This is a genomic window from Pseudomonas sp. RG1, assembly GCF_025910115.1.
Classification (GTDB): Bacteria; Pseudomonadota; Gammaproteobacteria; order Pseudomonadales; family Pseudomonadaceae; genus Aquipseudomonas; species Aquipseudomonas atacamensis.
This window is the reverse complement of sequence record NZ_JAPCIK010000028.1, coordinates 53,202-68,702: the sequence shown is the minus strand read 5'-3', so window position 1 is coordinate 68,702 and position 15,501 is coordinate 53,202. Positions and strand designations below refer to the sequence as shown.

General features: G+C 62.5%; 5 protein-coding genes. 1 reads left to right on the top strand and 4 read right to left on the bottom strand.

The genetic code is table 11. From position 1 onward, the window contains the following. The first annotated feature begins 95 nt into the window (after positions 1 to 95). Positions 96 to 12,581 carry a filamentous haemagglutinin family protein gene (locus OK411_RS16385; protein WP_264365365.1) on the top strand — a complete coding sequence of 4,162 codons (12,486 nt, stop codon included), beginning with the start codon at positions 96 to 98 and terminating at the stop codon, positions 12,579 to 12,581. A 46-nt stretch (positions 12,582 to 12,627) separates the two neighbouring features. Here OK411_RS16385 and OK411_RS16380 read toward each other — a convergent pair whose 3' ends face one another. The 4 genes from OK411_RS16380 to OK411_RS16365 all read right to left on the bottom strand — a co-directional run bounded on the left by OK411_RS16380 (position 12,628) and on the right by OK411_RS16365 (position 15,332). Further along, positions 12,628 to 12,939, bottom strand: coding sequence for a type II toxin-antitoxin system RelE/ParE family toxin (locus OK411_RS16380; protein ID WP_130886950.1), 312 nt, complete (start codon positions 12,937 to 12,939; stop codon positions 12,628 to 12,630). Beyond that, the gene (locus OK411_RS16375; protein ID WP_016774959.1) at positions 12,902 to 13,096 is read right to left on the bottom strand and encodes a hypothetical protein; all 195 of its coding nucleotides are present in this window, start codon (positions 13,094 to 13,096) and stop codon (positions 12,902 to 12,904) included. The genes OK411_RS16380 and OK411_RS16375 overlap by 38 nt, the downstream gene beginning before the upstream one ends. A 230-nt stretch (positions 13,097 to 13,326) precedes the next feature. Continuing rightward, the gene (locus OK411_RS16370) at positions 13,327 to 13,545 is read right to left on the bottom strand and encodes a hypothetical protein (protein WP_016774958.1); all 219 of its coding nucleotides are present in this window, start codon (positions 13,543 to 13,545) and stop codon (positions 13,327 to 13,329) included. Positions 13,546 to 13,652: 107 nt separating this feature from the next. After that, the gene (locus OK411_RS16365; RefSeq protein ID WP_130901568.1) at positions 13,653 to 15,332 is read right to left on the bottom strand and encodes an MFS transporter; all 1,680 of its coding nucleotides are present in this window, start codon (positions 15,330 to 15,332) and stop codon (positions 13,653 to 13,655) included. Positions 15,333 to 15,501: the final 169 nt, after the last annotated feature.

Below are 15,501 nucleotides of genomic sequence, written 5' to 3'. Positions count from 1 at the left end.
GTTTGTGTGACATCCGTTCGGTCGTGAGGCTCGCCAACTGCCTATGTCGTAACAGCAGGGCTGATCCGACCTGCCACCCAAAAGGACCTGTAGTGATGCTTGCTCGCACCTCCCGTCACAGTAACCGTATCCGGCCGATCAAACGTGGCGCGGGCGATCCCGCACAGTGGCTGCTCAAGCCATTGGCGCAAGCCGTCGCCTTGTGTCTGGTGGCGGGCAGTGCCGAGGCGGCAACAGCGTTCAGTTCCACCTGGTTTGCCGCGAAGGGCGCAGCGCAGCAGGCTTCGGCGTCGCGTCCGGGTGGGAGCGGTCTGCCGGGGATGACCCCACCGCTGGCACAGCAGCAACGGGCCAGCCAGCAGTTGCAGCGCTCTTTGCAGACGCTCAATAACACCGTGGCAGCGATTGCCGCTCAGCAGGCCGCACAAGCCGCTGGACGTGCCGCCGCATTGGGCAGTGTGCAAGTGGTTCCGGACGGATTGGGCGAGGGCGGCCTGAAGGTCGATAACAGCCTGAGCCAGGGCTGGATGAACGCCAAAGGCCCGCAACAGACCCAGGCCGACGGCAAGACCACGGTGAAGATCGAGCAGACCGCCGACAAGGCGATTCTCAATTGGGAAACGTTCAACGTCGGCCGCAATACCACAGTGGAATTTGCCCAGCAGGCCAACTGGGCGGTGCTCAATCGCGTCAACGATCCGAGCGCACGGGCTAGCCAGATTCAGGGGCAGATCAACGCGGACGGCACGGTGATGCTGATCAACCGCAACGGCATCGTCTTCAGCGGTGGCAGCCAGGTCAATGTGCGAAATCTGGTAGCGGCAGCCGCGAACATGACCGATGCACAATTTCGCGATCGGGGTTTGTATTTCGACGGCACCGGCAGTCAGCCAACCTTTACCGATGCTGCTGGCAAAGTCCTGGTGGAGCGTGGCGCAGCCATACAAACGCACCAACCTGCGCTCTCCACCGACGCCGGCGGCTATACCTTGCTGCTTGGCCAGGACGTGCAGAACGACGGCTCGATCAGTACGGCCAAAGGTCAGACGGTGCTGGGTGCGGGGGACCGTTTCTATATCCGCAAGGGCTCGGGCACCGACGGCAATGGTTATTCAACCACCTTCGGCAGTGAAGTCATTCCCGGTTTCAAGGCTGACAGCTCGGGCAAGGTCAGCAACACCGGCCTGATCCAGGCATCCACCGGCGACATCACCCTGACCGGGCGCGACGTTGTGCAAAACGGTGTGCTGCTGGCGAGCACTTCGGTGGCGACGCGCGGCACCGTGCATCTGCTCAATCCGGCCAGCGATGCCCAAGGCCGTGTGACCCTGGGCGAAAATGGCGTCAGTGCGATTCTGCTCGACAGCAGTGATCTCACCGCCCTGGACAGCCAGCGCGAGGCGGCGCTGACCGGCGTCAATGCCAACAACCGGATCCGCAGCGATCAGTCACGCATCGACATCGGCAGCGGCGGCACCGTCGAATTCAAAAGCGGCTCGATCACCCTTGCCACCGGTGGGCAGGTGGCGGTTGCCGCGGGACGGCGCAGTCTATTGCGCGAGGGGGCGGTGATCGACGTGTCCGGCGCCCTCGGCGTCAAAGTGGCGATGGCAAACAACAACATCAAGATCAACGTCCAGGGCAACGAGCAGCGTGATGCGCCGGTCAATCGCGAGAACGGCGCGCTCAACAGTAACGACATCTGGGTCGATGTCCGTGAGCTGGTATTCGTGCCGGCGGGCACCAACGGTTACGCCACCGACCGCTGGTACACCGCCGGTGGGTTGTTGGAGGTCGGCGGATACCTCGGCACTCAGGGCCATGGCGTTGGTGAATGGATGGCGCAGGGCGGTGAGGTGCGGTTTTCCGGAAAGGACGTGATCAGCGAAAAAGGTTCGCTGATCAATGTGTCCGGCGGCACGCTTGATGTGCAGGGCGGCGAGATTCGCCAGAGCTGGCTGCGCGGTGCGGACGGGCGGTTATACGAAGTGTCGCGTGCGCCGGGCGATATTCTCTACAACGGTCTTTACAAAGGTTACGAAAGTCACAGCGAGCGCTGGGGCCAGACGGATTATTTCTATAGCCCGCTGATCGCGCCGACGCGTCGTCAGGAAGCGGGTTACACCGTTGGCCGGGATGCCGGCCAGTTGGTGATCGCCACGGGCAACGCCGTGCTGGAAGGCCAGCTGTTGGGTGAGGTGTTTCAGGGCGAACGGCAAATCCAGGCACCGCGGGCAGGTCTGGACGGCTATGCCCAGACTCAGACCGCCCGGGCGCGGCGAGGGCAGTTGGTGGTTGGCAGTTACGATGCTGCTTATGTCGCTGCCAGTGCCGGCCTGCTCTATCAACTCGCCCCGTTGCTCGATCAGGTGCAAGTGGGGGGCGCGCATGCCAGCGTAGCGAACGCAGGGCTGACCGATGCGGTCGCGGCAGAACGCGCAGGCAAACTGTTTCTCGATGCCGGGCTGCTCAATGGTTTCGCGCTGGGCGCGCTGAAGATTTCGGCGAAAAACACGATTGAAGTCAATGAAGGCGTGACGGTGGATCACGGTGGCAACATCACCCTGTTCAGCCCTGACGTGCAGGTCAATGCCGATCTGAGTGCGCAAGGCGGCAGCCTGCAATTGGGCAACGTTTTGAACCAGCTCGCCACCGATCGGCGTGATGACACCAGTCTCCAGGTTTCAGCAGGCAAGCAAGCGCGAGTGACGGTTGCGCAGGGTGTGCAGCTGCAGACGCGCGGTCTGTGGAGCAACCTGTCGAGTAACCCGGACGACGCGGGCGGCCTGGCGTACCTCAATGGCGGGACGGTGTCGATCCGCAGTACCGGCGACATTCTGCTGGCCAGTGGCAGTCTGGTCGATGTTTCGTCGGGCGGTGCGGTATTGGCCAACGGCAAGACGCGTGGCGGCAAGGGTGGCGACGTGACGCTTGAATCCAGCGCCAACAGTGCGCCAGGCCTGTCGCGCATGGTGCTCGATGGCGAGGTGCAGGGCTATGGCGTGAACGGCGGCGGCACCTTGACCGTGCAGGCCAGCAAGGTGCGGATCGGCGCTTCCGGCGAAGTGGCCGAAGAACAGACCTTGCGCCTGACGCCGGAGCTGTTCCGCACGGGGTTCAGCGCCTACAACATCATCGGTCTGAAGGGGCTGGAGGTCGCCGCGCAAAGCGCGATCGATGTGCAGATGCCGGTCTATCGATTTGGCGAATCCGCCTCGACCATTGTGTCCGGTATGTCGCCGCGCGCTGCGCTGGAGCTATGGACGCCCGCGTTATTTCAGGAAGACCCGCTCAAGGGCGTCTTGACGCAAAGGGCCGGCGCTTCTGTCGCATTGCAGGCCGGCGCGACGCTTGCTGGCTTGATTGATCCCGCCAGCAGTCCGTTGTCGATTGGCGAAGGCTCACGGATCAGTGTCGATCCCGGCCAGCGCATCGGTTTGCGCGGGGCAGGCCAGATCACGCTTGATGGTGAACTCAACGCCTGGGGCGGTGTTGTCGATATCCGTCAACAGCAGTTCGGCGCGATTGATGTGGCGACGTCCTTGCAAGAGGCCGATCCGACCCCGCACAACCGTTCGATCTGGATCGGTGAACATGCCTTGATCGATGTCGCCGGTCGGGCAGCGACCGCTGTCGATGCGCTGGGCCGCGTCTACGGCCAGGTCGGCAAGGGTGGCTCGATCATTGTCGGTGGCGAGATTGATGTGAAGAAAATCACGGCGACCGCTGCCGATGCTTACGTCATCGTCCGCCAAGGTGCGCGACTGGAAGCGTCCGGTGCGCAAGCCGTGCTCGATAGCGGTGGGCAAGGCCCCGCTCGTGTGGCCACCGATGGCGGACGGATCACCCTGAGTTCCTACAATGGTCTGTTCATCGAGGGCAGTCTGCAGGCCAATGCTGGCGGTGCTGGTGCGGCGGGCGGGCGTCTGGAGATCGCTCTGGATACACCAGCGTACGGTCCCGCGAACTTGAGCAATGCGGTGCGCGTGCCGCGTGAAATGATCATTGCCCAAGGGCCCGCGCCGGCACTGCCGCAGCCGCTGCGAGCAGGCGAGGCTTCGCCACTTTTACGCTACGGGCGTACACGTTTGAGTGCCGATCAGCTGATGAGCGGTGGCTTCGACAGCGTGAGTCTGCTGAGCAACGGCCTGATGACGTTCGACGGCGATGTCGACCTGCACATGGGACAGGGCCTGAGCCTGTTCGCCGGTTCTCTTTCATTGGCCGAGTCGGCGAGTGACAGCGCCAGGGTCAACCTCAGCGCACCTTACCTGCGCCTGTCAGGGCTGGGCACCTATTTCAGCTCGGAAGTCAAAGTGCGTCCGCGGGTGATGAGCAATCCGACAGCGCAGTTGTCCGGCGCGCAATTCACCGCCAGCGCGAACCTGCTGGACGTGGGCAACTCGCTTTCATTCGGCACCGAAGGGACTCTCGTGCAATCGGCCGCACCGGCGCTGGCGGTCAGCCGCCGTGGCTTTGGTCTGGTCACGCTCGACAGCCAGGGCGACTTGCGCTTCCTCGCGCCAACCGATGAACAGCAGCGCAGCCGTCTGTGGACTACGGGTGACATGCACATGCGGGCTGCGCAGATCTACCCGGCCAGCGGCGTCTCGGCTGAGGTGCGAGTGGGCTATCAGAGTATGGCCGGATCGGTGCCGGAGCATACGTTGCGTATCGGCAATCACGGGGCGGCGCCGACCGCTTTGCCGTACTCGGTGTTCGGCAGCCTGACACTCAGTGCGGGACAGATCGAGCAGGGCGGCGTCATTCGTGCGCCTTTGGGGCTGATATCCCTGGGTGATGACGTCATTGTCAAAACCCGTGAACTTCACCTTCTGCCGGGCAGCGTGACTTCAGTCAGCGCCGCCGGACTGGTCATGCCCTATGGAGGAACCACCGACGGTATCGACTATCGGTACAACGGTAAGTCGGTGATGTTGAATGGCATTGCCGGAGCGACCTCCGGGGTCATCCTTGATGCGCAATACACCAATGTGCAGGCCGGGGCGGTGATCGACCTTTCGGGCGGCGGCGATTTGCGCGGTGCTGGTTTTGTCTCCGGACGAGGTGGCTCCACCGACGCGCGTTTCAATCCGCTGGTACGCAATACCACCGATGGCACCTTCAGTTTGCCGGGGCTGGCCAGCAACCCCGTGTATGCAATCGTGGCCGGTGACCAGAGCCGCTATGCGCCGATGCTGGCCGAGGCCGGCGCGGTCGACCCGCGTATCGGCCAGCAGATCACCCTCGGGACCGGCGTTGCCGGACTGGCACCCGGCACCTACACCTTGTTGCCATCGACCTTTGCCTTGTTACCGGGCGCTTTCCGGGTCGAAATCAATGGTCAAGCGATTGCGGGGCCGATGGACAGTGCGTTGAAGTTGCGCAATGGCTCGTGGACCACGGCCGGACAGCTGTCGATTGCCAACACCGGTATCCGCGACAGTTTGCCCAGCCAGGTCATCGTGACGTCTGCCGATGTGCTGCGGCGCTATTCACAGTACAACGAAACCGGGTTCAGCCAATTTGTGCTCAACGATGCTGCCCGCCGCGGTCTGCCGCGCGCCCGCACACCGCTGGACGGCAACACGCTGCACCTGCGCATGGTCAGTGGCGGCGAGCACGACTCAGCCCTGGATTTCAACGGGCAGGTGCTGTTCAAACCTGCCAGCGGCGGGGTCATTGGTACGGCGGTCGTTCAGGGCGGTTATACCGGCGCAGAGTTTGAAATTCTCGGTGCCGGGCATACGCGAACGCCAGGGTTCGACGGTGTATCGCTGTACGCCGACACCCTCAACCGCTTGAATGCCGGACGTTTGACCATCGGCGGCACCCCAACCGTGTATTACGGTTCGGAGGGCGGCTCGATCAAGGTGATCGGCAATACCTCGGCGATTCGTCTGCGCGAGGGCGCGATCCTCTCGGCGCCAGAGGTTGTGCTGAGCAGTAACAGCGCCAATGGCGGCATCACCATCGATGCGGGAGCGGGCGTCAATACCTTGGGGCGAGGTAACGTCCCGTATGATGCCGCAGCCGGTTTCGTCTACGAGCCGGGGCGCTCCAGCCTGCTGGTGGTGTCCAATGGCTGGACGCCGGTGCTTGCGCCCACCGATGGCGGGGGCGGGAGCATTCGTATCGGCAACTGTCCGACGGCCGATTGCACCGCTGCGGCGTTGCTGTACTCCAACGGCAGCATCATCGCCGCCACTGACAAAGACTTCGAACTGGGCGAAAGCGTGCGCTTTGGCACTCGCCAACTCGGGCTTTCGGTCGGTGTGGTCAATGCCGGCAGTCCGCAAGCACTGGCCGCAGCCAGCGGCCGCACACCCGCGGGCCTGACGCTTAACCAGAACGTGCTGGATCGCCTGTTGCAGGGCGACACGCAATCTGGCGCCCCCGCGCTGGAAACCCTGAGTCTGGTGGCCCGCGATGCGTTCAACTTCTTCGGCAGCGTGACCCTCGACACCATTGATCCGCAGACCGGCCAGAGCCGTTTGCAGAATCTGGTGTTGGGTAGCCCGGCCATCTACGGCTCGGGCGCTGCCACCGATGTCGCGACGATCCGCACCCGCAATCTGATCTGGAACGGGGCGACTCAGGCCCCGGGTACGGTGGTCAACGACGGCGCCGGCAACGGGCACGGCACGCTGGATATTCAGGCGCAGCGGATCGAAATGGGTTATGGCCCGAACCCGCAGCCCAATGGCCTGGATCGCAATAACCGACTGGCCCTGGGGTTTGCCAACGTCAACCTCAACGCCAGCGAGCGCATCACCGCCAACCACAAGGGCAGTCTGGCGGTGTACGAATCCCAAGGAGCTTATGACGCGGTCAAGGGGTTCAGCTACAGCGGCGGCAATCTCAATCTGCGCACGCCATTGCTGACCGGCGAGGCCGCCTCGGTCAGTGAACTCAAGGCGGGCAACAACCTGACGCTGAGTGGTAGCGCCACAACGGCTGCCGCGGATGCCCTCGGTGCGCAACTGAGCCTGACGGCACGCAGTGTTGTGCTCGACAGTCGCATCGTCCTCGCCAGCGGCAAGCTGCTGGTCAATGCCGAGGATGATCTGCTGCTTGGCAGCGGCGCGCAGGTGGACATGGCGGGCCGGGTTCTGCCGTTCAATGATGTGCAGAAATACAGCTGGGGTGGCGACGTGTCGTTGCAGAGCAACAACGGCAATATTCGTCAGTTGGCGGGCTCGCGAATCGATCTGTCCGCCGTCAACAATCAGGCCGGCCAATTGAACGTTGTGGCCCTTGCCACTGACGCTGGACAGGTTGATCTGCAAGGGCAGATTGTCGGCAGCAGCAGTGGCTATTACGACGCGGGCGGTACGTGGGTGCCGTACAAGGCCGGTGGCGTGGACATTCGCGCCCAGCGCCTGGCGGGTGATTTGAGCCAGGCGTTTGCCAGCCTTAACCTGCGCTTGAATGCCGGCGGGGTAGTGGGCAGTCGAAGCTTCCAGTTCAAGCAGGGCGATCTGCGTATCGGTAACGAACTCAAAGCGGGCCAAGTCAATGTCTCGGTGGACAACGGCAACCTGACCGTGGACGGGGTGATCGATGCCAGTGGTGAAAGGGTCGGCAGCATTCGCCTTGCCGGCAAAAACGGTTTGAACCTGACGGGCAACGCGCTGCTCGATGCCCATGGCCGCGTACTGCGCGTCGACAGCTACGGCAAAATCATCGACGCACCGAACCGCGCCATGGTTGAACTCAATTCAGGTGACGGCGTGCTGACGCTGGCCGCTGGTGCACGGATTGATCTGCGTCACGGCACCGATGCCGTGCCTGGAAACCAGGCGGGACAACGCGATGACGTGTTGCGTGGGACGCTGGAGCTCAATGCACCGCGCCTGGGCGGCGGTGACATTGCGGTGGATGCCAGCGGTACGTTGAGTATTCAAGGTGCGCGCTCCATCGGGCTGAATGCCGTGCGAAGTTACAGTGATGCTGCCGATGGCACCGATCCGGCGGCCAGCGGTCGCCCGTATCAAGTGATCGATCAAGCCTACCTGGATCGCATTCACTCAGACAGCAGCGGCTTTATCGATGCGGCGCTGGGTAACAGTGATCTGCTACAACGCAAACTGGCCGGCCTCAACAATGCGACCAATGCCGATGCGTTTCATCTGCGCCCGGGGGTGGAGATCGTCAGCAAAACCGCTGACGGCGATCTGGTGGTGCAGGGCGATCTCGACTTGTCCGGCTACCGTTACGCCAGCCTCAACCCGCACACTCGCCGGACCTCGGTGTATGGCAGCGGGGAAGCGGGCAGCCTGTGGATCCGTGCCGGTGGCAACCTCGATATCTACGGCAGCATCAACGACGGTTTCGCACCGCCGCCGGAAACCGTGGACGACGCTGGCTGGAAACTGTTGCCGGGGATACAGCCTTTCGGCGGTGACCTGATCGTACCGGGCAGCGGTGTCAGCCTCGCCGAAGGGACGCTCTTTCCGGTTGGCGCCACTTTGAATTACGACCTGCCGATTCAAGCCGCCACACTGGCTGCGGGCACAGTGTTGCCGGTTCAGAGCACTTTGGCCGCACCTTACGTGTTACAGGGTGGAACTGTGCTGGCCGGCGATGTGCATGACGCGGCGGGTAACCTGATGTATGCCGCCGGTACGTTGCTCGACAACGCTGTGACCCTGCCGACCGGCAGTCGTTTGGGTGCAGGTATTCGCTTGAACAACGCCACCGCACTGCAGGCCCTGCTCTGGCCCAAAGGCGTGCCGCTGCCGGGTGCGGTTGATGCCGACAATAAAACGGTGGGTGTTGTGTTGAACGGAACGTTGGCGCTGTTGCGGGGTTCGCTGATCCCCTCCATGACCAACGTGACGCTCGCCGATGGCACGGTATTCCTCGACCTGCGTCCTGCCAATGGAAACCAGCAAGGTCGAAACTGGGCGATCGCCAGCATGCTGCCGGCGGGCAGTGCGTCGTGGTCGATGCGCATGGTGGCAGGGGCCGATCTGACCGCGGCAGACAGCCGTAGCGTGAAACCTCAGGCCAGCGTTGGCAACTTGCAGATGGCCGACACTCACTATGGTGTGAGCATGATCGAGGTGGCCGGCAAACTGGTCTGGGCGGTGGATAACGAGTATGGCTTTACACCGTACGAACCGGTTCCCGAGGAATACCTTGTGCTCTGTGATATCGCTCCCGGTTCTTGCGCGCCCATGGCGCGCAGTGTGTGGGCGCCTGGCAACTGGATGGGCATGCCGGATTACACACCGATGAACGATGACGAATTGTTCTGGTGCTCCATCGACCCGGCACTGTGCATTGAAAACAATCCGAGCAAGAGCGCCCAGGCCCACACGCAGATGTTCAGCGTTTTGCGTACTGGCACCGGCGACCTGGATTTGATGGCGGCCGGTAACCTCAGCATGGCCTCACCTTTCGGTGTCTACACCGCCGGCACCCAATCGGCAGACGTCGATGCGCGTTATAACCAGCCCCGCGGAAGGCTGTCGGCTGATGGCTCGGTATTGGGCAGCGCTGGCAGCGATTACGAAAAATGGGTCGATGGCGGCAGTGCCAGCCTCTATCAGGCCTGGTATCCGCAGATGGGCGGTAACCTGACGATCAATGCCGGCGGGTCTGTGTCGGGTGACGTGCTTGGCCGTCGCTCGGTCGCCACGGGCGACGGTACGCGGGAGCAGGTGCCGAGTGTGGCGGTGGGCAATTGGCTCTGGCGCCAGGGCACCGGCAACAACGATGTACCGACTGCCTGGTGGATCAATTTCGGCAGCTACGCTGCGCAGCCATTGCCAGCGCTGGGCGAGGAAACGAGACCTTATCTGGTGGGCTTTACCGGGTTCGGTACGCTGGGCGGCGGCAACATCAGTCTGAGCGCCGGCGGGGATGCTGGCATGCTCAAGGCCATGGGCGACGACAGGTATGCGTCGTACCCTCGCAGTCAGGGGTTGATCGTGGCTGTCGGCAGTACGGGCCGCGTGGACAGTGACGGGAACCTGCAACTGACCGGTGGCGGAGACCTGGATATTCGTCTGGGCGGTGTCCTTAATCCGTCTCTGCAGGCACGTGCCGGCCTGGCGGGTACCGGCACGCCGACGCACGACTTGCAGGGCGCGCTCATCAACCTGCGCGGTGCGGCGCAACTGACGGGCGCCGCGTTGGGCGGTATCAATCTGCAGTACGGCGCCTCGGCGCTGTTTCATGACCCACGGGAAACGCGCGCCTTCGACCCGTTCAACTCGACGGCCAGTAATGCCAGTGGTGGGCTGGTGCTGATTCCCGGTGACTCCGGCATGCGCCTCAACACCCGCGGCGATCTGGTGTTGGGTGGCGCCGCCGATCCGGGCCGCGTGAGGTTGCAGAACTCCACACCGTTTACCACGGCGGATGGCATTTACCATGCCGGTGGCGGTTTGAGTGGTTTCTCGCTGTGGACCGATCACACGGCCATCGATTTGTTCTCGGCCGGCGGCAACCTGACGCCCAGCACCCAGTTGATGGAAACCACCGGGCAGGACCCCGTCGCCGGGCTTAACGGGTCACCGACCGATGACCGCTTCGTCTTTCCTTCGATATTGCGTGCCGTGGCCGGCCAGGGCTCGATTTATGCGGGACCATCAGCGGCCTACGGCATAGGCAACCCGGCGCCGGCTCTGGCCTGGTCATTGCTGTTGGCACCTTCCAGCGCGGGGCAGCTTGAACTGATCGCTGGGGATTCGATCTATGCCGGCGGCTACGCCATCAACCAGTCAGGGGCCAGCCCGGCGGCGCTCGCCACACCGTTTGCACCCGCGTTCAATGGCTACGGCAACAACCAGTCCGCTCGGCCGATCACGACCAACGCCGGCAGCGATGGTGTGCTGGCGCAAACCAATTCGCGCTATCCACTGTTTGCCTTTGGTCCCGATAGTTACTCGGGGTTGAGCAGTGTTCAGGGGCCGGCGCGCTTCTATGCACTGACCGGTGACCTGGTAGGAATTCGCACGGGCGAAACGCTGGCGTTCGCGACCACGAAGCGCACCTGGTATGAATCGGCAGGCCCGGTGTGGATGGTGGCGGGGCGTGACATCGTGGCGTCCGGTACCAATTTGGGGCAACCCACGTTTGCGCCCGTTGGGGGCATGAGTCGCAATAACGAACAGATCGCGTCTACCGGCAATCTGTTCGTGCATAACGATGCGCGCGACATTTCGCGGATTTCGGCCGGGCGAGACATTCTCTACAGCAGCTTCGACATCGCCGGCCCGGGTGTTCTGGACGTCAATGCCGGGCGCAATATCCTGATGGAAGATCGCGCCAGCATCACCAGCCTCGGCCCTGTCGTGGCAGGTGATCAGCGCCCCGGTGCGAGCATCGTGATGCAAGCGGGTGCGGGCGCGCAGGGGCCGGATTACTCACAGTTCATTGCGCGTTATCTGAACCCGCGAAACGTAGCGGATTCTGCTGTGGCCCTCAGCGCGCAGCCGGGCAAAGTGGTCAAGACCTACGTCGAAGAACTGCAGAGCTGGCTGAGCCTGGGTTATGGCTTCAAAAGTAGCGCCGAACAGGCGCAAGCCTTCTTCGCCGCACTGCCGAGTACCGAACAGGCGATCTTCGCCCGCCAGGTGTACTTCGCCGAATTGCGTGCCGGTGGCCTGGAATACACCGATGCCGACGGCCCGCGCACTGGCAGTTACCTGCGCGGTCGCAACGCCATTGCGGCACTGTTCCCGACCACTGATGTCGCCGGCAATCCGCTTCGCTACGACGGCGATATCACGATGTACGGTGGCGCCGGGGTCAAGACGCTGTTTGGCGGCGATATCCAGATGCTCACACCGGGCGGTGGCCAGGTGTTCGGCATCGAAGGCGCGGCGCCGCCGTCGACGGCGGGGATCATCACTCAGGGTTCGGGCGACATTCAGCTGTATTCGCAAGGCAGCATTCTGCTCGGCCAGAGCCGGATCATGACCACCTTCGGCGGCTCGATTCTCGGCTGGTCCGCCGAGGGCGATATCAACGCCGGTCGCGGCTCGAAAACCACCGTGGTCTACACGCCGCCAAAACGTGTCTACGACACTTGGGGCAACGTCACGCTGTCGCCGTCGGTGCCGAGTACCGGCGCCGGTATCGCCACGCTCAACCCGATCGCCGAAGTGGCACCGGGCAACATCGACCTGATCGCGCCACTGGGCACCATCGATGCCGGCGAGGCGGGGATTCGCGTGTCAGGCAACGTCAACATCGCCGCGCTGACGGTGGTCAACGCCGCGAACATTTCGGTGCAGGGCAAGGCAACCGGCGTGCCGGTGGTGTCAGCGGTGAATACCGGCGCGATCACCTCGGCCAGTTCGGCGGCATCCTCCGCGACCCAAGCGGCGGAAGACGTCGCCCGGCAGCAACAGGCAGCGGCGCGGCAGAACCAGGCCTCGGTGTTCACCGTGCAGGTGCTCAGTTTCGGCAATGAGCAACTGGCACCGTCGCGCGATGGTGCCAGTCGCACGCCGGCGACCGGTTACAACCCGGACAGCCCGGTGCAGGTGCTCGGCGCCGGGGCATTGGATGAACAGGCGAAGCAGCAGCTGACCGAGGAGGAGCGTGGGCAGCTGACGTTGTAAAGGACTCTCGTGCAGTACGTTTGGGCGGCCGGTTGGCCGCCTTTGTTTAGAGTGAAGGGGTTAGGGGATATTTTTGTCGAGCGTGAAGCACCCTGAGTATGTCGATCTCCCCATTCACCCGATAAACCAGCAGATAGTTCGGATGAATCACCATTTCGCGAGTGCCAGACACCCGACCGGATCGGTAGCCATGGGGTATAGAAGAAAGTTTCTGCGCTGCGGCAACGGCTTTACGTTGAAAGGAAACCGAAGCAACGGAGTTGTGCTGATCGATGTAATCAATGATGTCAGCCAGTTGACGAATAGCCTTGTAGCTCCATTTAACCCGCAGCGCGGCGCTTCCTGCGGTTTTCTTCATTCATCTGATCGAGCAACACCATTGCTTCGGCATGGGGAATGCCAGGGTGCGGATCATCAAGTGCTTCCTGGACCTGCGCACGAAACCAAAGGTCGTATTCCGCAGCCTCTTCTTCGGTTTCGAAGTCTGAAACGATAAGTGAAAGTTCAGCGCTCATCATGACCTCCATGATCAATGTGAAGCAGTCTAAGGGGGATGTGGCTCGTTGTCGTCACTGGCGGGACGAGGGAGACATCATCCGCAAACAGACGATGCAAATCTGTCAGACGCTTCGCTTGTGATGCACGTGCAGTCGATCAGCTGTGTATTTCAATTCTGTAGGAAATCAGCTTTTGGTCATCGGGCTGACAGCCGCCGCTCAAAGCCGCGGCCACAGCCACGCCGCACTTAGTTACCGTCTGCAACCTTGCGCTCGATCTCGTCGACTTTGCGCTGCAGCTCTTCCGCTTCCTGCTCTTTGACCCGAGTGGAAGACGGCGTGATGACTTTGTCCACGCCCTCGGTGTTGTTGTCGCGGTCCTGCAGATCGCGCTCGACCACATTCACCGGTTTGCCGCTGGCATCGGTGGGTGGGGCGTTGGGGGTTTTGTCGTCGTTGGGGTTCATGGCGCTGGCCTCCTGTGGGTGTACACATTGGAGACAGCGCGGCGGCAGACGTTCGAAATTTTTCAGCGGCTGTGCCCTCTCCCGCAGGAGAGGGCGCTGCGGCTTTTTCAGTCCTTGAGAATGTCGCGATCCTTGGTTTCCGGCAGGAAGAACGTGCCGAGTATCGCCGTCGCCACTGCAATCACGATCGGGTACCAGAGCCCGTAGTAGATGTCACCGGTGGCGGCAACCATGGCGAACGCCACGGTCGGCAGGAAGCCGCCGAACCAACCGTTACCGATGTGGTAGGGCAGCGACATCGAGGTGTAGCGGATGCGCGTCGGGAACAGTTCGACCAGCCACGCGGCGATCGGGCCATAAACCATGGTCACGTAGATCACCAGCACGGTGAGCAGGAGCAGCATCATCGGGTAGTTGATTTTCGCCGGATCGGCTTTTTCCGGGTAGCCGGCGTCTTTCAACGCTGCGCCGAGGCTGGCGGTGAAGGCGTCGTTGCGGGCCTTGAAGTCGGCGGCGGTGAGGGCGCTGCCTTCGAAGCTCTCGACAACGCGGTCACCGATGCGCACCTGCGCCACCGTGTTCGGTTCGGCGGCAACGTTCTCATAAGGGATCGCGCGTTTCGCCAGTAACGTTTTCGCCAAGTCACAGGAACTGGTGAATCTGGCCTTGCCCACCGGATCGAACTGGAACGAGCACTGATCAGGATTGGCGATTACCTTGACCGGATTTTTTTCCTGGGCGACGAACACGTCCGGATTGCCGTACTGGGTCAGCGCAGTAAAAATCGGAAAGTAGGTCAGCGCCGCCAGGATGCAGCCGGCCATGATGATCGGCTTGCGCCCGATGCGATCGGACAGGCTGCCGAAAATCACGAAGAACGGTGTGCCGATCAGCAGCGATCCGGCGATCAGCAGATTGGCGGTCTGCGCGTCGATCTTCAATGTTTGCAACAGGAAGAACAGCGCATAGAACTGCCCGGTGTACCAGACCACTGCTTGCCCGGCGGTGCCGCCGAGCAGCGACATGATCACCACTTTGAGATTGTCCCAGCGCGCAAAGGATTCAGTCAGCGGCGCTTTCGAGGCCTTGCCTTCGTCCTTCATTTTCTGAAATACCGGCGACTCGCTCAGTTGCAGGCGAATGTACACCGACACGGCCAGCAGAATGATCGACAGCAGAAACGGAATCCGCCAGCCCCACGCTTCGAACGCCTCGTTACCCAGCGCCGTGCGACAGGCGAGAATCACCAGCAACGACATGAACAGACCGAGGGTGGCGGTGGTTTGAATCCACGAAGTGAAAAAGCCACGCCGGTTGCGTGGCGCGTGCTCGGCCACGTAGGTTGCCGCGCCGCCGTATTCGCCGCCCAGCGCCAGACCTTGGAGCAGACGCAGGGTGATCAGAATCACCGGGGCGGCGACGCCGATGGTCGCGTAGCCGGGCAGGAGACCGACGATTGCTGTGGACACGCCCATGATCACGATGGTGATCAGAAACGTGTGCTTGCGCCCGATCATGTCACCCAGGCGCCCGAAGACGATGGCGCCGAACGGCCGCACCGCAAACCCGGCGGCAAACGCCAGCAGGGCAAAGATGAACGCGGTGGTTTCGTTGACGCCGGCGAAGAAGTGCTTGGCGATGATCGCCGCCAGTGAGCCGTAGAGGTAAAAGTCGTACCACTCGAAAACCGTGCCCAGCGAGGAGGCGAAGATGACCTTGCGCTCCTCCTTGGTGATGCCGCCGCTGCGCGGTGGCGTGCCGGTGGATGCTGTGTCGATTGTGGCCATGGGTGTTCTCCGTCGTGCTTATTGTTGTAGGCCGGAGTCCCCCGTTACTGCCTGTCGCACTCTGGCCCGTTGGCATCTGCCGCCGTTGCTCTCGCGTGAAGCTTGCACAGTCTGACCGCCTCGCAGGGCTGCAAGGTTTCCTGAAGCATAATCAGCTTTTGCCAGATAT